Origin of the sequence: Xylanibacter ruminicola (assembly GCF_900107775.1) — a bacterium.
Classification (GTDB): domain Bacteria; phylum Bacteroidota; class Bacteroidia; order Bacteroidales; family Bacteroidaceae; genus Prevotella; species Prevotella ruminicola_C.
In genome coordinates this window covers 173,852-194,025 of the sequence record NZ_FNRF01000005.1, presented here as the reverse complement: position 1 = coordinate 194,025, position 20,174 = coordinate 173,852, and the positions used below count along the sequence as shown (strand labels likewise).

Genomic DNA, 20,174 nt, shown 5'->3' with positions numbered 1-20,174 from the left:
TGATAACGATTAGATTGGGGCAAATATACGAAAGATATTTGAAAGTTGCAAGTTATTGGCGCTAAAAAAACAAAAACGACTTTTTGTTTGGTTTCTCGGCTTTCTTGGTCTCTTTCTTAGCGGCTTTTTCGGCTTTCTTGGCGTCGCGCTTGGCCTGGCGCTCGGCTTTACGGGCCTCTTTGCGCTCGCGTTTGGCCTGCTTGGCCTCGTCGCTCATCTTATGGAACTTCATACGACCGCGATTTACCTTGAGCTTGTGCATCTGGTTGGTATCGGTAAACGAGAACGAACAGGAGATGTCGCGCCAGTTGCCACGCTGGATGACATCACCTGTAGCCTCAGCGCCATTGCTATTTACAGTAACATCGATATTACGCACATGCACACCTTTATAGCTGCAATCATGGATGGTGGCATTAACAGCGCCAATGGGCAGCTTGCCACCCAGCTTGCGACGCATAACAGCGGTGCGGGGCTTGCTGATATCGATCTTGAAATCGGCCTTGGCAGCCAGAGGCCCTACATCTTTCATGCCCATGACCTTTCCAAAATGCAGTTTCTGGGTGCTGGCATTACCTACGACATACTTGTTGCGCTCGTCGAGCCAGAACAGGAACTTAAGACTACCCACGGCAGTGCCAAGGGTGCCCCAGAAGCGCTCCTCCTTGCGGATGACACGGAAACTACCCACATAGCTGATATTACCCAAATTATGCAGTTGCGCCATCATGAGGCGCTTTACGGGGAACTGACTGATAATGCGCTCCTTGATGCCGCTCTTGGCCGTCATACGGTTGACATGGAACAGCACAGTGAGCTTTTCCTTGCTCTTGAGGTTGGTGATATCGCCAGTGGCAGCGATGGCCAGGCGCTTATCGGCGGTGCCAACCTTTACCTGACGGAAGCTGAGCACATCCTGACTGCCACTCATAGTACAGCTGAGCTGGAGGGGCAGCGCAAACTTACTGAGCACGGGGGCAAAGGCACGCGAGATATCCTGGAGATAAACGGTGCCAGCGATGGGGCCTGTGCTGAAACTGAGGGGGATGCTATCGCGCTTACTGGGCAACTGCATAGCGGCATGGGCGATGTGTAGCTGGGTGTGCTTTTGCTGTACCTGCACATTGTTTAAAAGCAGCTTTTTACCTGCCAAGCGCACCTGGGCCTGCAGGTTGCGGATATCGATGCCAGTAATGGAATCGCGAGCCTGCAACTCAGAGAGATTAAAGCGGAGGGTGTCTCTTTCGCTCGCATCGATAGCAGCCTTGAAATGGCAGGTGACATCGAGATGACCTACATCGAAGAAACCGCGTTTGGGCTTGCCTGCATTTTTGCGGGGCTTATGATTATCGGTAGCCAGCTGCAATTGGGCCTGCGCCTGATATTTACCCTTGCGCCCCTTGATGAGTGCCTGGGCGAGCTGCAACGACAGCTGATTATAGGTTACCTGAATGTCGTTAAGGCGCACGCTGTGGATATCGAACTGGATACGTTTGCGAGGCGCCACCGTGGTATCGCGTTTGGCCTTGGGTTGCTTTTTAAAGGCATCGATGATGAACTGGAAGTTGGATACCGAATCCTTTGAGGGCTTGAGCAACAGGGCGCGGGCCCCCGACAACTCGACATCCTTGATGGAAACCTTATTGCCCAGCAGTTCGCTGATATCTACATCTACCCCGGCCTGACGGACAGTGAGCAGGGGGCGCTGCTGCTGGTCGGCTACATGCAGTCCGTACAGGCGCAGCTGCTGTGCCATAAAGCGGATATCGACACTATCGATACTTACCTGCGTTTGCAGGCGCTCGCTCAGCATCTGGGTGGTTTGCCGCAGCACACGCTGCTGGAAAGCCTTGGTATTTACCAACACCACGCCTGCACCCACCAACAATACTACCAGCAGCAGGAAGGCTGCCAGCAGCTTGAAGGCCAAGCGAAGGGGTTTCATGCTAAAAGGCTACTAGAACTGAGGCATGTTGGGCAAGCACACGGCCTTAACGGCCATGCACTCCATCTCGATGAGCCACCCGGGGCGGCACACCGGCGCATGAACGATGACACAGGGTTTGCCTGGGAACCGTTCGGCATAGAGACTGCGCACCAGCTGATAATCGGCCACATCGCGCAGATAAACAATCATGTGGGCTACATCGTCGAAATTGCAATCGGCCTCGACCAGCAGTGCCTCGACATTCTCCCACATACGTTGGGTTTGTTTCACGATATCGTTGGGATACATCACCTCGCCCTTATTATTGATAGAGGCGGTGCCAGAGATGAACACATGGCGGCGATCGGCATAGCTGACCATGGTGCCCCGCTCGAACGATACACCATAATCGCTGGTGCGATTAAGATGGGTAGGCGCATAGAGATAATGCACCTGTTCGGGGCGCACGCCAGCGATGGCATAGTTATCCATCTGGGCGAGCACATTAGGATCCTGCTGGCGACCACCGATACCGGTAGAGGCAATGAAGTGGGTATTGACAGTAAGCCCCTGGGTGAAGAACACCTGATTGCGGGCACGTACCACACCACCATAGTTCAAGTCGATATCGTTGACAAACAGCCAGGTGCGGATACAGTTATCGGCCAGCGTACAGCGCTCCTGAGCCAGCTGCATGATATACTCGTTGAAGAGCAGACGCATCTGATACTCGGAGTTGGCTGCCAGGTTATGGGCCGAGGCATTGAACAAGTGGCGGAACTGACCGTGACTAACCTCATAGAGCTCGCTCGGAGTCATGCTGGTTTGCACATCGGTCATGAGCCACACCCACAGCGCCACCTTGGTACCATCCAAAGGGGCCTGCTGGATAATGCTCTTGGCACAGTCGGTAACATCGTTTACTACTATAGCGTCGGCCTGATTGGCTGCATCGCTTAAAAAATAACGTTTAAATACGGCTTGCGCACCAGGCAACTGGGCCAGCAAGCTGTTGTAGGCATTCAGCACAGCCTCGACCTGCTGGGCAAACGGAAGGCACGCCTGCTGCACGCGAATGATGGCATGATACTCGCGCACCTGGGTTCCGTTATCAAAACAGAACACGTCGGCCCCAGCCTGATCGAAATCTATGTGAGATAGTTTCTGGTTCATATAGTTACTTACTTTTGGGCACAAAGGTACGAAGAATAATTGAGAAACGTGCAGCAAGCAGCAAAAAAATACCTAATAATAAGTATTGTATATATCGAAAAATAGTATTAATTTTGCACCCGTAATCATTAATAGGCATACAGGTAAGGAAATGAAGAATCAGAAGATGTATGAAGCGGACGATAAAATGATATCACTGATCCGCGATAACTACGATTTGTTGCAGGCCCTTGGAAGCTTTGGCATAAACCTTGGTTTTGGAGATAAAACGGTACGCGAAACCTGCGAGGACAATGATGTGGACACCTACACATTCCTGGCAGTGGTGAACTACGCCATGAACGGTTATGGCGAGTTTGACAACGACGAACAGATCAGCGTGCCCACCCTGCTGCACTATCTGGAGGCCAGCCACGCCTATTTTCTGGAGTTCCAGCTGCCTTACATTCGCAGAGAGCTGAGCGAGAGTCTGGACGAGAACGACTCGCTGGGCCGACTGATACTGAAGTTTTACGACGAGTATGCCCACGAAATACGTCGCCACATGCAGTACGAGCAGAAAACCTTGTTCCCCTACGTACAGCAGCTGATAGATGGCGAGCCTGCCAATGATTACAACGTAGAGACATTCTCGAAGCACCACGGTGCTACCGACAAGAAACTGCGCGAGCTGAAACTGCTGATTATCAAATATCTGCCACAGGACGGGCTGCACAACAACCAGCTTACCGCTACACTGCACGATATTTACGAGAACGAGGTTTGGCTGCGCCAGCACGCACAGGTTGAGGACCATATTTTTGTGCCCGCCATCCGCCGATTGGAGCAGATTACCAAGCAACAGGACGTGACACGTAACATTTCGGGTATGGTGTTTGGCAATGCCACCGCACAGAACCCCGACGCACTGAGCGACCGTGAAAAAGATGTGATTATTTCGCTGGTACAGGGTATGTCGAACAAGGAGATAGCCGATCACTTGTGTATATCCATCAACACGGTGATTACCCATCGCCGCAACATAGCCCGCAAGCTACAAATACATTCACCAGCCGGATTGACCATCTATGCAATAGTCAATGGGCTGGTGGACATATCAACTGTAAAGTTATAAAAGGTGTAGTTGTTTGCTTAAGAATGTAACAACAGCACAAAGCGTGTACCCTTGGTGAACTCGGGATCGATATCGAGGTCGCCCTTCATCTTGATGGCCATCTGCTTACAGATAGGCAAGCCAAGACCGTCGCCTTCGGTAAAGTCCTTCACCTCGGTAAATGGTTTGAATACGTCGTCGCGCTTATCCTCGGGGATAGGCTCGCCGGTGTTAGATACCAGGAACTGGTGAACATGCGCACCACGCTTCTTGTATTCCAACCAGATAGTACCATCCTTTGGAGCATAGATAGCAGCATTTGCCAGCAGGTGCTGCAGGATATGCTGTACATACTCCTTGTTCATATTAACGCTCAAGGCAGGCACGTTGGTTTTAACGGTAACACCAGGATTAACCTTGCTCTTGATAGCGCCAACCAGCTCGTTGCAGAATGGGGTGAGCTGAACATCGGCTGTTTCAACAGGCTGATCGATGGTGTTCTCAATATCAGAGAGGGTGGCTATGTGCTCAGAAAAATCGAGCAGGGCCTTAACCTCAGGATTCTTGGCATCGAGCTTGTGGAGTGTAGGATTAAGCTGGGCCGAGATATTGCTGATGAACTTTGCCTTGAGGGCATTGTTCTCGTTGGCCAGGTTAATCAGCTTCTTCTGCTTACGGGTAAGCAGGATAAAGCGCATGAGTACGATACCACCCAGAACCAAAGCTGCAGCCAGAGCTACTGCCAGGATACAGAGACCTACGATGATGGCCTGGCGCGCTGTGAGCGAGCTAGCCTGATCGTCGATCTTTGCCTCGTTATCAGAAATCTGCTTTTTCAGCGCTCCAATCTCATCGGCATGCTTCAAGGTGTTAACCGAGTCTTTCCAAGCCAGATAGTTGCTGTACGACTGTGCCACCATATTGGCATTGCCACTACGACGGGCATTGGCAATCAGGGTTTTGTAAACCTCGTCGACCTTATCGTACTGCTTTGAGGCGGTAAGCTTACCGGCCATCTCCTTGAACACCTCATTACCCTGGGCATTCTGTCCGAATGAGTAATGATATACGGCTTTATTATAAAGAAGGTCGTTCTTGAGTTCCTCGTCGGCAGCGTAGGTAACCTGGGTCTCCATCAGACCAAGCTGATCCTTGGCACTATCACTCTTGCGCAGCTTGATGTACATGGCCAAACGCTCTTTGGTGATGATATAATGGAGGGCAGCCTTCTCCTTGGCATTCTTGCTGCGTGCATCAATCTCGGCATCGGCACGGCGAAGCAAATCGAAAGCCTCTTTCCAATAGTTTTCCTTGTAATACAAAGCAGCACCGCGAGTGGCACACTCCATACCAACCTTTAACTGGCCCTGACGGGTGTACTCTTCGAAAGCGCGGATAAAGCTAAAGCGGGCACCTGCCACACTACCTTTCTGCATTTCGCTCTCGGCACGTTGATGTAACTCACTCTTCGTGGCTTGCTGAGCCTGGGCAATGCCCACACTGAAGCACACGGCTAACAGAAGAACAAAAACCTTTTTCATAATATGCGTTAGATTAGATTAGAACTTTGCCATCTTGATGGCTACAACGGCACACTCATCACCCTTATTACCCAAGCGGCCACCGGCACGGTCGAGTGCCTGCTGCTTGTCGTTAGTGGTGAGCAATCCGAAGACTACAGGGATATTGCTTGTTGCATTAAGACGAGCCACACCCTCGGTAACGCCCTGGCAGATGTAATCGAAGTGAGGAGTCTCGCCACGAATCACGCTACCAAGAATAATCACGGCATCGTAACCATCGTTGAGGGTCATCTGGTGGGCGCCATAGATCAGCTCGAAGCTACCTGGCACTGTCTTAACATGGATATTCTCAGGCAAAGCGCCATGCTTTTCGAGTGTGCTAACACATCCGTCGAGCAGGGCGCCTGTTATTTCGGGATTCCACTCGGCCACGACAACTCCGAAGATCATGTTCGAAGCGTCGGGCACTGTGGTAATATCGTATTCCGATAAATTTTTAGTAGCCATGGCTATTATTTTGCTGAAACACGCTCAATATAACCATCGATAGTCTGATAGGCCATAGAGTTGAAGTACTTCTTCTTAACCTCCTGATACAGCTTCAGGGCCTCATCGTTCTTACCCTGGCTCTCGAGAATCTCACCAGCCTGGATGAGGAAGGTGGGCGACAGAGAGTTGTTGTCGGCCTTCTCGGCAGCGTTCTTCAGGTGTGATACAGCCTTGTCGAGCTGGTTCAGGTGTGCATAGGCGTTACCCAGAGCACCCTCGGCTGCTGGAGAAATCATCTGATCGTCGGCACCATCGAAAGCCTCGAGGTACTTGGCAGCATCCTCCCACTTGTTAAGCTTAGCGTAGCAGAGACCGGCATAAAGGTTTGCCAGGTTACCAGCTGCTGTACTGCTGAACTCGTCGGCGAGCTTTACAAAGCCCTTGAAGCTGGCGCTATCGCCATTCAAAGCCTTCTGATAATCGCCTGCCATGAAGAGCTCCTGACCCTTGGCGATAGCTGTGCTAGCCTTAACCTCCTTAGGACCGCTAACGTAGGTCTTGTACAGAACCACACCAGCGATGATGATTACAATTGCTGCTACTGCAGCAATAACGGCCTTCTGGTACTTTACGAAGAAAGCCTCACTCTGATTCAGGCTCTGCTCAGCTGTCTGGGCGGCCTGCTGTTGATTTGTTGTATTTGCCATTATAATATTTATATTTAAATTTCCAAAAATCGGGTGCAAAGTTACTAAAAAAGACACACATTTTATATTTTTTTGCGGAAAATATTTATTAATCTGTGTTAATCCTTAGCATCAATGCCCAAAAAACGCTACCTTTGCACTATGATTCTAGAAAAGTTATCGGTCATCAACTACAAAAACATAGCAGAGGCCACACTGGATTTCTCGCCCAAAATCAACTGTCTGATAGGACAGAACGGGGTGGGTAAAACCAATGTGCTGGATGCGATTTACTACCTGTCGTTCTGCCATTCGGCCAATAATCCTATCGACTCGCAAGTGATACGTCATGGGGCCGAATTCTTTGTGCTGGAGGGCGCCTACGAGGGCGACCTGCACATTTACTGCGGCATGAAGCGAGGCACAAAAAAGCACTTTAAGCGCAACAAAAAGGAGTATCGCCGTCTGTCGGAACACATCGGCCTGATACCCGTGGTGGTGGTATCACCATCCGACACCCTGCTGATTGAGGGTGGCAGCGAAGAGCGACGCCGCCTGATGGATATGGTGATTGCCCAATACGACCATGGCTATATGGAGGCCATGAACCGCTATAACAAGGCCCTGCAGCAGCGTAATGCGATGCTGAAACTTGACGAGGAACCCACCCCGGATGTAATCAGCCTGTTTGAGGAACAGATGGCCTACGAGGGGGAGCGCATCTACAAGAGCAGAAAGGCATTTGTTGAGGAGCTGACGCCTATCTTCCAGCGTATTCACGAAACCATCTCGGGTAATCGCGAGCAGGTGGCACTGAACTACGTGTCGCACTGTCAGCGCGGTCCGCTGTTGGAGGTGATACAGCGAGACCGATTCAAGGACCGTGCCATAGGTTACTCACTGCATGGTGTGCACCGCGACGACCTGGAGATAACCTTAGGCGGGCACCTGATGAAACGCGAAGGCAGTCAGGGACAGAACAAGACGTTTGTGATTGCCCTGAAACTGGCACAGTTCGACTTCCTGAAGCGTACCAATTCGAAGACTACCCCACTCTTGTTGCTCGACGATATTTTTGACAAGCTGGACGCCCAGCGCGTGGAGCAGATTGTGAAGTTGGTGGCAGGCGATGATTACGGACAAATTTTTATTACCGATACCAATCGCGACCACCTGGACCTGATACTGAGCCGGCAGACGCTGGACTATAAGATTTTCCACGTAGATAACGGAGAAATAACTGAAACGCAGAAAGATGTTTAAGCGCGACGTACATAATGTAAAAGATTTGATTCTGAAGAATCTGAGAGCACAGGGACTGGAGACGCCCTTGTTGCAGAAGCGACTGATGGACTCGTGGGCCGAGGTGGTTGGCGAATTTGTGGCTAACTACACCGAGAGTATGTACATTAGAAACCAAACGCTATACGTACATCTGACCAACCCTGCCATGAGGGCTGATCTGTCGATGATGCGCAAAGAAATAGTAAACAAGCTGAATGCCCATGTGGGCACTCAGGTAATAGCCGATGTGAGGTTTAACTAATCAAACCATCCATACACACATCGTGTTCATCAACGGGAATCGCATCTACACGCTGAAAATCAAAACAAACGCCATAAAACACAGCATGGCGTGGCTTGGGGAACGAGTTAAGGAAACGATCATAATAGCCCTTACCTCGACCCAGACGGTGGTTTTCCTTATCAAAAGCCATACCAGGCACCAGCACAACACGAATGTCTTCGTACTTATCTTTTGGCAAAACAGGCCCCGTTGGCTCCATAATGTCAAAAGCCCCCTTCTGCAGGCTATCACGCCCCGTATATTGGCACAGTACCATCTCGGTATCGCTCACCACCTTTGGCAAGTAAACAGTTTTTCCTGCTGTCACCAGCTCGTCGAGCAACTGATGGGTACATACTTCGTCGGGAAGAGAGTAATAGGCCACGATATTGTCCATCAACATTAGATACTCCCTCATATGGGATACCACAATAGCAGACAGTTCACCCAACTGCTGTTGAGTGAACTGCTGTTTACGTTCGCGCATCAGGGCACGGAGTTCGTTCTTATTAAGCATGAGCTATCATTTTGCTGACCAACCTGATTTCGCGACTGTCGGCTATCTTTGCCACCTGCTTGCCCTTGGTTTTAGGCATCGGTTTTTGAGGGAACGCGCCCTCGGAATGGAACAGTCGCAGAGTCTCATCGATCACAGGATCGTTCTGATTGAGATACTCGGTCCAGGCCTGCTCGTTATGAATGTTATAGATAATTCGGCTTACGACAAAGCGCTCGAGTAACTTGTACGACTTCTGAATCATCAAATTACGACGCTTCAGGCCGTTCTTATCAGCAAAGTTTACAAACTGTTCAACGATATTCTGGCGCTTCAGATAGGTCTCCATCTCCTTCACGTTGGTAATCGCACCCAGCTTGGCACGGTTATCATCGGTATAGGTAAAGGCAAACTGCAGAATAAGACCCGACATGGCAGCCTCCTTGTAGTAAGAGGTTACACCAAGGGTATCCTCAGGAATAAAGATATCAGGAGTGATACCACCACCGCCGTACACAATACGACCATTGTTGGTGTGGTACTCGGGACCTGTATTCTTAATGCTATCCTTAGAGAAGAACTCACCATGCTGATAACGGGTCAACCAATCGTCGTCGTAGTGGTTGCCATTGTTATAAGGCTTCTGGATGCAACGACCAGATGGGGTATAATAACGGGCAATGGTGAGGCGAATCATCGAGTGATCGCTGAACTCCATAGGTTTCTGAACCAAACCCTTACCAAACGAACGGCGACCGATAATAGTACCACGATCGTTATCCTGGATGGCACCTGCCAAGATCTCAGAAGCCGAAGCAGAACTCTCGTCGACCAGCACTACCAGAGGCAAGCGCTGATAAGAACCACGACCATCGGCACGATAATCCTGACGTGGGAAAGCACGACCCTGGGTGTAAACAATCAGCTGGCCACGCGACAGGAACTCGTTGGCGATCTGCACAGCTGATTCCAAGTAACCACCGGTGTTGCCACGAAGGTCGATAACCAGATTGCTGAAACTCTGCTGCGACAGCTTGGCCAGCGCAATCAGCAATTCGGGATAGGTATTCTCGCCAAAGTTACGAATCTTGATATAGCCACACTCTTCGTCGAGCATGTAGCAAGCAGTAACGCTCTTGGTAGGAATCTCACCACGGGTAATAGTAATGTGACGGATTTTCTTCTCGCCATAGCGGATAACACCCAGTTTAACCTTGGTATCCTTAGGACCCTTGAGGCGGTGCATGGCCTCCTCGTTGGTAACCTTCTTACCTACAAAGGCCGAATCATCAACCTCAACAATCTTATCGCCAGCCAGCATACCGGCACGCTCGGCAGGACCATTACCAATCACATTCTGGACACGGATGGTGTCCTGACGGATGGTAAACTCGATACCGATACCAAAGAACGAGCCGCGCAGGTCGTCATTGGCAATCTCGCCATCGCGGGCACTGATGTAAACCGAATGGGGATCGAGCTCAGCCAGAATCTGGGGCATGGCTTTCTCAACCAGCTCGTTGATATTAACCGTATCAACATACTGATCGTTGATGATATGGAGCAGGTTGTTGAGCTTGTTACCACTCGAATTAATAATGTTCAGGCGATTGCCTGAGAAATGGTTGGCATAAAACGTTCCGATAACAATACCCACAACCACACATACGGCCATGAGCAAAGGCATGAAACGATTAGTTCTATTCTTACTCATTTTTATTTGTCTTCTAATCCAATATAGATAACCTCGATGCCAGCACGCTCAAGCAGCTCGATGCCATCGGTGAGGCGGTATTTCTCGCCATAAACCACACGCTTGATACCAGCCTGGATAATAAGCTTGGCACACTCGATGCAAGGCGAAGCAGTAATGTAGATGGTGGCGCCATCGCTGTTGTTATTGCTACGCGCCAGTTTAGTAATGGCATTGGCCTCGGCATGCAGCACGTAAGGCTTGGTTACGTTGTCGTCGTCCTCACAAACGTTCTCAAAGCCGCTGGGAGTGCCGTTGTAACCATCGCTGATAATCATCTTATCCTTTACCACCAACGCACCAACCTGACGGCGCTTGCAGTAGGAGTTCTCAGCCCAAATACGTGCCATACGCAGATAGCGTACGTCAAGTTTACTTTGCTTGTCGTTTTTTGATTCCATTTCGTTTAAGTAATGCGTCAATGGTGGGTTCGCCACCCTTGAACCGTTTATATAGTGTCATCGGATTTTCGGTACCACCTTTCGACAGGATATTCTCGCGGAAACTTCTGGCTGTCTTCTTATCGAAAATGCCATGTTTCTTGAACACGCTGAAGGCATCGGCATCGAGCACCTCGGCCCACTTATAGCTATAATAGCCTGCAGCATAGCCACCTGCCATAATGTGCGAGAACTGCACCGTCATACAGGTATCGGGCAACTGGGGCAGCACCAAGGCTTTCTCCCATGCCTTCTTCTCGAACGGAATGATATCGGCAGTAAACTCGTCCTTCTGGGTATAGTAGGCCATATCCAACAGACCAAAACTTACCTGACGCATGCAAGCATAAGCCACATTATAGTTGCGACTCTTTACAATGCGGTCGATGAGTTCATCGGGCAAAGGTTCGCCTGTCTGATAGTGGAAAGCGAAGGTGCGCAGGAACTCCTTCTCGATCGAGAAGTTCTCCATGAACTGCGAGGGCAGCTCCACAAAGTCCCACCATACGTTGGTGCCACTCAGACTCTCGAAACGGGTGTTGGCAAACATGCCATGCAACGAGTGTCCGAACTCGTGCAGGAAGGTCTCTACCTCGCTAAGTGTGAGCAGGGCAGGCTTCTCCTCGGTAGGTTTGGTAAGGTTCATAACCACACTGACGTGGGGGCGCACATTACGCATATTATCATCGCCAAAAGGTTTCTTCTGGTCGATACGTTCTTTCCATTGTCCCTGGTATTCGGTCATCCAGGCTCCACCCTGCTTACCTTTGCGAGGATGGAAATCGGCATAGAATACAGCCAGGAACGAGCCATCCTCATCAAACACCTCGTAGGCCTTTACATCGGGATGATAAACGGGGATATCCTTGTTTTCCTTAAAGGTGATGCCATACAGGCGGTTGGCCAAACCAAACACACCATCGATCACCTTCGAAAGTTCGAAGTATGGGCGCAGCATCTCGGCATCGAGATTATACTTTTGGAGCTGGAGCTTGTGCGAATAGAACGAAAAGTCCCATGGTTCGAGCTTAAAGTTGTTACCCTCCAGCTTGCGCGCCATTTTCTCGATAGCCTCTACCTCCTTGATGGCAGTGGGCTTGTAGGCTTCAATCAGGTTGTTAAGCAACTTATACACATTACGTACATTGCCAGCCATACGGTGCTTGAGCACATAATCGGCATAGGTTTTGTGACCCAGCAACTGAGCCAATTCGCGGCGCAGGTTGATGAGTCGCTTACATATCTCGAGATTGTTCTCGGTATTATCGTGGATACACTCCGTATTCTTGGCCATATACAACTGGCGGCGAAGTTCGCGCTGGGTGCTGTAGGTCATAAAGGGCGAATACGAGGGGAAGTCGAGCGTGAACACCCAACCCTCCTTTTGCTGTTCCTTGGCTGCCAAGGCTGCTGCCTCGCGAGCAGTATCGGGCAGTCCATCAAGCTGAGCCTCGTCGGTAATATGCAGTGTAAAGGCCTTGTTCTCCTTCAGCAGATTCTGCGAGAACTGCAAGCCAAGCATCGAAGCCTCTTCGGTAAGCTGGCGCAAACGCTCTTTGCCAGCGGCATCGAGCAGAGCACCACTACGCACAAAACCATCGTAGCAGTTATCAAGCAGCATCTTTTCTTCGGCAGTAAGCTTACGATGGTGCTGATGAACATATTTTACGCGCTCAAACAAGCGCTCGTTCAAACGGATATCGTTGGCATGCTTGGTAAGGATGGGACTCATCTTCTGAGCCAACGCATCCATCTCGTCGTTGGTCTCGGCCGAAAGCAAATTAAAGAATACGGTAGAAACGCGACCCAGCAGATCGTAGTAGCCCTCCTTATCCTTCTCGTCATCTACACTGATAATGGTATTGTCGAATGTAGGTTTTGCAGGATTATTGATAATACGCTCTATCTGCTCATCGTCGCGACGGATACCTTCCAACATAGCCTCTTCGAAATCTTCCATACGGATACGGTCGAATGGGGCTGTGTCGTGAGGTGTGTTATAAGGTTCAAAGAACGGGTTCGTTCTAGCTTTCTTTTCGTTCATCATTATACTAACTCTTTTCGGATTGCAAGGACGGTGCACCCCGTTCTCGCATTTTCGATGCAAAGTTACGACAAAAATCCGATACTTTACAAAACAATACATTAAAAAAGCTGAAAACGCAAAGAATAGGCGTTTCTACTTGGTATAAAGCAGGCGTTCGAGCTGTGGAATCTCTATTTTTCCACGACTCAACTCTATCAGTCCACGGTGCTGCATATCGTTCAGAATACGCGACACATTGAGGCGACTATCGTTCACCTCCTCGGCCAATCGGGTCATCAGGATATTAAACGTTTTATGACCGGCTGGATACAGGCAACGTTGGGTAAGGAATCGTACCACACGGTCCTCGAGCGACTGGGGGGCACGATACCACACCTGGCGCATCTGTTTCTGCGTCTGGGTGGCAAAATGATTAATCATATTCAGGCGGAAAACCAGGAAATCTTCGGTAAGGCGCACAACCTCCTCCTTATCGAGCGTCAGGAAGTTCACATCGGTCTGGGCTATGAAATCGCGAGTGTAGCGCTGGTTATAGCCAAACACCGCCTCCAACTGAATGATGTAAGGGGCCGAGATCTGCTCCTCCACATGATAGCCATAGTCGTCGGCAAACGAGCGCACTTTCAGACTACCATTTATCAGGAAATAAAGCTGATGACAGTTATCGCCCGATTTCATCACGGTCTTGCCGGCATTCAACTTCAAGAATCCGAAACGGGTGTGACCAGCCACAATCTCCAAATCGTCGCGACTCATGCCCTGGAACAAAGGGAACTGCAGCAGCTTATCAAAAATCTGGAGAACAGCCATACGCTTTTATTGCTGAATCTTACTCTTAAGCGAGGGCGAATACCAAACGGCATTCTTACCATCCTGATCGCTGTAAATCAGATAAGCCATCAGTTCAGGGTGCTGCGCAAGTACCTGCTTCGCCTTTTCAACACCCATCACCATAAACGAGGTGGCATAGGCATCGGCCACAGCACAGGTGTTGGCAAACACCGTAGCCGAGAGGATGCTATGCTGAACGGGAAAACCCGTCTTAGGATCAATTGTATGGGCGTATTTCTTACCGCCCTTATAGTAAAAATTCCGATAGTTACCACTGGTAGCCATCGCCTTATCGGTAATAGCCACAATGCTCTGAACCTCCTGACCTGCACCCTGCACATCGTCCTCAGGCTTTGAAATACCTACGCGCCATGGTTTTTGATCAGGATTCAAACCACTGGTCACAATCTCGCCACCAATCTCAATCATAAAGTTATTAATACCCTTACTACGCAGCAGTTTGGCCACCACATCGGTGCCATACCCCTTAGCGATAGCTGAGCAGTCGAGCATGATGCGATCATCGGTCTTACTGATCATACCTTTTTCGAGGGTAACCTTCTGATAGCCAATAATCTGCATCAGACTATCAACCTGTTGTCTCGAGGGCTCGATACCATTCTTAAAGCCAAAGCCCCAGGCATTAACCAGAGGGGCAACGGTGATATCGAAAGCGCCATCAGTCTCCTTCGAGATGCTCATCGCTAATTTGTACACATCAAGGAACATATCGTTAAGCTGCACGTTCTGATTCTGGTTTACAGCAGTGATAATCGATTGTGGATTGAATGGCGACAGCGAGGCATCTACCTTAGCCAACTCAGCGTTGATGCTATACGTCATATCCGAATCGCACTGATACACAGCGTGATAGAACGTTCCGAATACCTTATCGGCACTTTTCTGATAAGGCATATTACGCTGCTGACGGATAATCAGCACCGTACCAACAATCAGCAGTACCAGAAATGGCAACTGCCACAAAAGCTTTTTGTTCTTGGGTTGCTGCATCAGTTTCTTAGATATCAATAATCACATTGAAGGTTCCACCCAGACGGGTATCGCCAAAGATTCCAAAGCCTGGCACATACCAAGTATTACCAAAATCGCCCTCTTCCTTATGGGCAATGCGGCGCTTATAGCGCAGGCTCCAGCCCAAATGCAAGGGACCATAAATCTTGGCATCAACACCCACTACAGCCTCTATCCAATGGTAGTTGCAAGGGGCATCTAACACACCATAACCAGTAGGCCACTTCCAAGTGGGATCGGTAAAATCGGGGCACGAAATATCAACCTTATACGATGTAAAAGCATAACGCAAACCACCATACAAACGGTTATCACCGTGTTTATCCTTCAATAGATTCTTATCGATACCAATACGGAAATAAGGAGCCGATGTGCTATAGTGAATCTTTGTTACATCATCGTTGTGATTAGCACGTCCCAATCCAGCCTCGATAATCGGGAACCACTCGTCGTGCAAATTAACACGCAGGGCACCTTCGTACTGACCATTATCAGTAAAAGCCATCAGTCCCGCTCCAACCAGATCGAACGAAACAGCAAAACCACGGAACATGGGCACAGAGTCTTTCTGGAACGAGAAAAACTTCTGAGCCTGAGCTGGCACCGATGCCGAAAGCACCAGGATACTAATCGTCGCTCTTAGGATAGAGGTAGAAATGAACCGTCTTAGAATCATAGGTTACTGATGGGTTATTAATCACAATTGAGTCGATGTAGTTGTGGGTATAGCGCACATTGGTGAGCGTGTGGAAAAAAGTAGTATTACAATCCACCGATTCGAAATGGGGATAGTCGTCCTTCTTAATCCATACGGTATCGCGAACCAGCGAATCAGTATTGGCTATTTCAAACTTGAACAGCAGCACATCCTCGGGATGCGAGTAACTGATAGGCAAGTTAAACTGACTAATGCCTACACCTTTATTATATATAATAGAGTCGCGACCACTGTAAAGTACAACGTCCTCATTATCGACATTAACGGTCGAAATGGTCATTGTATCGGTAATCGTTAACTCATCGCCATCGCTGGTACGTATCTGATAAAGGGTTGCCACCGTCCTGTCGACAGGACAATCAACAGACGAGCAGGCTACCATCAGCGCTGCCAACGACAGATATACCAGACGTTTCATCATATCTTCTCCTCTATCTGATAATCATTACGTCCGCTCGACGAGCGACTAATCAGATCGCCCAGAAAGCCTGTCAGGAACAGCTGTGTTCCCATCAGCATCATGGTAAGCGCAATGTAGAAGAATGGTGAATTGGTTACCAATCTCTGGGGGATATGGTTAGCCAAGCACCACAACTTATCAGCACCAATCCAAGCTGCAGAAATAAAACCAATAAAGAACATCAGAGTGCCCAGAAATCCGAACACGTGCATAGGCTTCTTGCCAAATGTGCTCAGGAACCAGAGTGTGAGCAGGTCGAGATAACCATTCACAAAGCGGTTCAAGCCCATAAACTTCGACGAACCATACTTACGTGCCTGGTGCTGTACCACCTTCTCGCCAATCTTATTGAATCCAGCATTCTTGGCCAGATAGGGGATATAACGGTGCATCTCGCCATACACCTCGATATTCTTTACTACTGCCTTGCGATAAGCCTTCAGTCCGCAGTTAAAGTCGTGCAGATTCTTAATGCCGCTGATCTTACGGGCTGTGGCATTAAACAGCTTGGTAGGAATAGTTTTCGAAATAGGGTCGTATCGCTTCTGCTTATAGCCACTCACCAGATCGTAGCCATCTTCCTTAATCATACGATACAGCTCAGGAATCTCATCAGGCGAGTCCTGAAGGTCGGCATCCATAGTAATCACCACATCGCCCTGAGCCTGCTCAAAACCACAATACAGAGCAGGACTCTTACCGTAGTTTCGGCGGAACTTGATGCCCTTTACCACACCGGGCTGCTGCTTATTCAACTCCGAGATAATCTCCCACGAACGATCGGTAGAACCATCGTTAATGAAAATCACCTCATAGCTGAAGTTGTTTGCCTTCATCACACGCTCTATCCACGCATAAAGCTCAGGGATAGACTCATCCTCATTATAAAGAGGTATAACTACTGATATATCCATAATTTCAATTCAATGCTTCTGTTTTCGAGAACTTCAATCCTTTAATTCTTCAATCCTTTTGCGCTGCATAATCAGGCCGATGGGCACACCAAGAATGAAACCCAACGAGATATTGATGGTGAGAATATTCAGCGCATAGTCGATAGGACGCGTCATAGCCATTTCGGCCAAACTCTCGTCCACCATTTGGGTCATACCATATTGCTCCAACATGGCCTTACCCTCCTCAGTGCTCATCATCTTGGCAAACGAACTTACCAGATAGCCATTATCCATATAAGCAAAATACAGATACTGAACCACTGCCAACAGCACGGCGCCATAAAAGAACACAAAAATAGTATAAGCATAACTGCGGGCAAAGGAGATAATACCCTCCCTCCCCTCGTCGCGGAATTTGCGCAAGCGGTTGGCTACAAAGAATGGCGTCATCACAGCCATCAGCATAGCAGCCATAGCCAGAACTTGATTAGTCAAGCCAACAATGTAGCTTGCGAAGCTAGCAATCCAAAGGATAGCCAGAAAGAAACCATCCTGACGAGCGTAAGCCTTTAATTGTACATATTCTGGTGCGGTCATCTTTTAACATTTACCTCTTACAGGGTGCAAAATTAAGCATTTTCCTGCATATAACGGGGGCAATCCCTAAAAAAATAGTTAAAATCACGAAACTTTTAGCTTTCTACTTCCCTCTTTTCACTTTTTTATTGTACCTTTGCACCCGCTTTAAGCAAATAGTTCTTTAAAATTACACGGGTAAGTCCTGTACGGCCAGCTCCCTTTGAATCCCCCAGGGTGGGAACGCAGCAAGGGTATTAGGTTGTAGCGGCGCGATGCAGATCGCTTACCCACCCGCCTCTTTAGCTCAGTTGGCCAGAGCACGTGATTTGTAATCTCGGGGTCGTTGGTTCGAATCCGACAAGAGGCTCGTTTTGAATATGAGGATTGACGTTAGTCAGTCCTCTTTTCATTTTCAGAAGTATGGACGATAAGCGTTATATCCATAGCCTCATTCGTGAAGGCGAACACCAGCAGCAGGACTTCAAGTACCGTGTGTCTGACGCCTGTAAACTAGCTAAATCAGTATCGGCATTTGCCAATACCGATGGAGGACGGTTGTTGATTGGAGTACGCGATGATGGAAATCTATCAGGCGTTCGTTCCGAAGAGGAAATATTCATGATGCACCAAGCTGCTTACAGATATTGCAAGCCCGAAGCAAGCATTAAGTTCGACACATATCATATTGAAGGACGTACAATCGTAATTGCTACCGTTCCGCCATCTACCCGCAAACCAATTTGTGCCATCGATTCAGAAGGTAAAGCACGAGCATATATCCGCATCAACGACGAGAACATTGTAGCCTCTCCTGTTCACCTGATCCTATGGCGCGAATCACAGAAAACCAAAGGCGCCATCATGACCTACGACGGTACGATCCGCCAACTCCTCGATGCCATGCCCACAAAGCAAACACTTAACCAGATTGTACGCCAATCACGCCTACCACGCCACAAGGTTATCACACTCCTGGCCCGACTTATACGTTTCGGAACAGTCAGTTGGCAATACACAAACCAGCAGTTTCTATTCAGTATTATATAAAGATTTTCTTAAATCAACACCACTTTCTTAGTTAATTTGTTTATCTTTGCAACGTGAAACAATTAATATTAAGCATTATGGATTTATTACATATTATTGCAGTAGTAGCCCTCATCATCATTGGTGCAGCTATTTATATCAATAAGCGTAATGGCTAAGGAATTCTTAGCCATTACGTTTAAGAAACTACATATCAAGGATTTACGGGCTGCCCAAGCATCTGCTTGATATGAGTATCAAGAATATGGAAGGCAGGATCTACCATACCACCATGTCCATGACCATCTATCTCATATAAATAGGTTTGCTTGTGGCCAACCAATTTCATCATACGAGCCAGATACTGATTCTCATCATATCTACCATATAGTTCCAATTCACGATCACCACAAATCAACACCAATGGCGGACAATCATTACGAACCCAGTAAAGCGGCGCATATTGGTCGATAGTTGGCTGCAAAGGCTGGATGCCCTGCATCTTGCGCACATTATAATGGGTAATAGCCTGACCACTAAAAGGAATATACTGCCAAACACTATCAGCATCTACCTGATAGTTTTTTAGCCATGTCTTATTCAAACAAAGCATCATGGCGAGATAACCGCCAGCAGAATGACCTGTTACAACTATTTTTCGCGCATCGCCACCATACTCCTTAGCATGTCGAAAAACCCAGGCTACAGCTTCGGCAGCATCATCAATCGTTTTATCAACAGTAACTTTAGGCAATAAACGATAGTTGGCACCAATCACCACATACCCTTTATCCTTTAATCGCTGTGGAATCTCTTTCTGGCCAGCCTCTAATCCTCCACCATGAAACCATACTATTACAGGACAATCTTTCTTGCCTCCTGGGTAATACACATCCAGTTTTAAACGCTCTTTAGCATAAGCATCAGTTTTTGAAGTATAACTGATGTTTGAAACAGTTTTGTAATTCTGTGCACTGATGGCGACAACCATCAAAAGCAATACGGCTAATACATTTAATCTCTTCATAGTTCGTTAGTTTTTGAAAATAAAAAAGCCCTAGAGAAGTGTATCTCCAGGGCTATCGTTAAAATAAAGACGGCGGCTTCCTACTCTCCCGCATTGCATTGCAGTACCATCGGCGCAGGTGGGCTTAACTTCTCTGTTCGGAATGGGAAGAGGTGGGACCCCACTGCAATAACCACCTAATATAGGTTATTGACATTGTCGACACAAGAAACTTTGTTAGAGGTTGCTTTTGGAAACAACTACATCTGATAATATCAGCATGAAGCGAAAGAGTTCGGGCAATTAGTAGTGCTCGGCTTTGACGTCACCGTCTTTACACCTGCACCCTATCAACGTCATCGTCTATGACGACCCTCAATGGAGTCCTCATCTTGCGGCTGGCTTCGCACTTAGATGCTTTCAGCGCTTATC

Annotated in this window: 20 protein-coding genes, 1 tRNA gene and 1 rRNA gene; 5 read left to right on the top strand and 17 right to left on the bottom strand. The window is 48.5% G+C overall.

Features of this window, described 5'->3' with window-relative positions; translation table 11 throughout:
- Window positions 1-61: 61 nt before the first annotated feature.
- Entirely contained in the window at window positions 62-1,945 is a 1,884-nt protein-coding gene (locus BLU97_RS13090) for an AsmA family protein (RefSeq protein ID WP_139209030.1), read from the bottom strand.
- A 12-nt stretch (window positions 1,946-1,957) separates the two neighbouring features.
- Window positions 1,958-3,100, bottom strand: a complete 1,143-nt coding sequence (locus tag BLU97_RS13085) for a Rid family hydrolase (protein WP_074761941.1) — start codon at window positions 3,098-3,100, stop codon at window positions 1,958-1,960.
- Between the two features lie 151 nt (window positions 3,101-3,251).
- On the opposite strand from BLU97_RS13085, the gene BLU97_RS13080 reads away from it, so the two are divergent.
- On the top strand, window positions 3,252-4,214 hold the full coding sequence (locus BLU97_RS13080; RefSeq protein ID WP_175456385.1) for a LuxR C-terminal-related transcriptional regulator: 963 nt from the start codon (window positions 3,252-3,254) through the stop codon (window positions 4,212-4,214).
- A gap of 17 nt (window positions 4,215-4,231) precedes the next feature.
- On the opposite strand, the gene BLU97_RS13075 is transcribed toward BLU97_RS13080, so the two are convergent.
- The 3 genes from BLU97_RS13075 to BLU97_RS13065 are packed head-to-tail and all read right to left on the bottom strand — an operon-like array spanning window position 4,232 to window position 6,912.
- Window positions 4,232-5,734, bottom strand: a complete 1,503-nt coding sequence (locus tag BLU97_RS13075; protein WP_074761940.1) for a sensor histidine kinase — start codon at window positions 5,732-5,734, stop codon at window positions 4,232-4,234.
- Window positions 5,735-5,752: 18 nt separating this feature from the next.
- Window positions 5,753-6,223, bottom strand: coding sequence for a 6,7-dimethyl-8-ribityllumazine synthase (gene ribH, locus BLU97_RS13070; protein ID WP_074761939.1), 471 nt, complete (start codon window positions 6,221-6,223; stop codon window positions 5,753-5,755).
- A 5-nt stretch (window positions 6,224-6,228) separates the two neighbouring features.
- Entirely contained in the window at window positions 6,229-6,912 is a 684-nt protein-coding gene (locus BLU97_RS13065) for a tetratricopeptide repeat protein (protein WP_074761938.1), read from the bottom strand.
- Between the two features lie 141 nt (window positions 6,913-7,053).
- On the opposite strand from BLU97_RS13065, the gene recF reads away from it, so the two are divergent.
- Both recF and BLU97_RS13055 read left to right on the top strand, forming a co-directional pair.
- On the top strand, window positions 7,054-8,154 hold the full coding sequence (gene recF, locus BLU97_RS13060) for a DNA replication/repair protein RecF (protein WP_074761937.1): 1,101 nt from the start codon (window positions 7,054-7,056) through the stop codon (window positions 8,152-8,154).
- Window positions 8,147-8,437 (top strand): DUF721 domain-containing protein, encoded by a 291-nt coding sequence (locus BLU97_RS13055; RefSeq protein WP_074761936.1) that lies wholly within the window; start codon window positions 8,147-8,149, stop codon window positions 8,435-8,437. Before recF ends, BLU97_RS13055 begins: the two co-directional genes overlap by 8 nt.
- Here BLU97_RS13055 and BLU97_RS13050 read toward each other — a convergent pair.
- The 10 genes from BLU97_RS13050 to BLU97_RS13005 all read right to left on the bottom strand — a co-directional run bounded on the left by BLU97_RS13050 (window position 8,430) and on the right by BLU97_RS13005 (window position 17,728).
- A complete protein-coding gene (locus BLU97_RS13050) occupies window positions 8,430-8,975 on the bottom strand; it encodes a 5-formyltetrahydrofolate cyclo-ligase (protein WP_074761935.1) in 546 nt (181 codons plus the stop codon). The genes BLU97_RS13055 and BLU97_RS13050 overlap by 8 nt on opposite strands.
- Window positions 8,968-10,668, bottom strand: a complete 1,701-nt coding sequence (locus BLU97_RS13045; RefSeq protein WP_074761934.1) for a S41 family peptidase — start codon at window positions 10,666-10,668, stop codon at window positions 8,968-8,970. The genes BLU97_RS13050 and BLU97_RS13045 overlap by 8 nt, the downstream gene beginning before the upstream one ends.
- 2 nt (window positions 10,669-10,670) lie before the next feature.
- Window positions 10,671-11,108, bottom strand: coding sequence for a deoxycytidylate deaminase (locus BLU97_RS13040; protein ID WP_013065511.1), 438 nt, complete (start codon window positions 11,106-11,108; stop codon window positions 10,671-10,673).
- Window positions 11,080-13,194: a M3 family metallopeptidase gene (locus BLU97_RS13035; protein WP_074761933.1), complete on the bottom strand. Its 2,115-nt coding sequence runs from the start codon at window positions 13,192-13,194 to the stop codon at window positions 11,080-11,082. The genes BLU97_RS13040 and BLU97_RS13035 overlap by 29 nt, the downstream gene beginning before the upstream one ends.
- Window positions 13,195-13,326: 132 nt before the next feature.
- Complete coding sequence (locus tag BLU97_RS13030; protein WP_013064931.1) at window positions 13,327-14,004, bottom strand: Crp/Fnr family transcriptional regulator; 678 nt, start codon at window positions 14,002-14,004, stop codon at window positions 13,327-13,329.
- A gap of 6 nt (window positions 14,005-14,010) precedes the next feature.
- The gene (locus tag BLU97_RS13025; protein ID WP_074762075.1) at window positions 14,011-15,036 is read right to left on the bottom strand and encodes an FAD:protein FMN transferase; all 1,026 of its coding nucleotides are present in this window, start codon (window positions 15,034-15,036) and stop codon (window positions 14,011-14,013) included.
- 7 nt (window positions 15,037-15,043) lie between these two features.
- Complete coding sequence (locus BLU97_RS13020) at window positions 15,044-15,733, bottom strand: DUF6048 family protein (protein ID WP_033149357.1); 690 nt, start codon at window positions 15,731-15,733, stop codon at window positions 15,044-15,046.
- A complete protein-coding gene (locus BLU97_RS13015) occupies window positions 15,684-16,196 on the bottom strand; it encodes a DUF6452 family protein (RefSeq protein ID WP_074761932.1) in 513 nt (170 codons plus the stop codon). The genes BLU97_RS13020 and BLU97_RS13015 overlap by 50 nt, the downstream gene beginning before the upstream one ends.
- A complete protein-coding gene (locus tag BLU97_RS13010) occupies window positions 16,193-17,149 on the bottom strand; it encodes a glycosyltransferase family 2 protein (protein ID WP_028908581.1) in 957 nt (318 codons plus the stop codon). Before BLU97_RS13010 ends, BLU97_RS13015 begins: the two co-directional genes overlap by 4 nt.
- 33 nt (window positions 17,150-17,182) lie before the next feature.
- Window positions 17,183-17,728, bottom strand: coding sequence for a DUF4199 domain-containing protein (locus tag BLU97_RS13005; protein ID WP_074761931.1), 546 nt, complete (start codon window positions 17,726-17,728; stop codon window positions 17,183-17,185).
- A 275-nt stretch (window positions 17,729-18,003) separates the two neighbouring features.
- Here BLU97_RS13005 and BLU97_RS13000 point away from each other — a divergent pair.
- Window positions 18,004-18,077 (top strand) — tRNA-Thr (locus BLU97_RS13000).
- Between the two features lie 53 nt (window positions 18,078-18,130).
- Complete coding sequence (locus BLU97_RS12995; protein WP_074761930.1) at window positions 18,131-18,757, top strand: helix-turn-helix domain-containing protein; 627 nt, start codon at window positions 18,131-18,133, stop codon at window positions 18,755-18,757.
- A gap of 193 nt (window positions 18,758-18,950) precedes the next feature.
- On the opposite strand, the gene BLU97_RS12990 is transcribed toward BLU97_RS12995, so the two are convergent.
- Window positions 18,951-19,763 carry an alpha/beta hydrolase gene (locus BLU97_RS12990; RefSeq protein WP_074761929.1) on the bottom strand — a complete coding sequence of 271 codons (813 nt, stop codon included), beginning with the start codon at window positions 19,761-19,763 and terminating at the stop codon, window positions 18,951-18,953.
- Window positions 19,764-19,830: 67 nt separating this feature from the next.
- Window positions 19,831-19,943 (bottom strand): 5S ribosomal RNA (gene rrf / locus BLU97_RS12985).
- Between the last annotated feature and the right edge of the window lie 231 nt (window positions 19,944-20,174).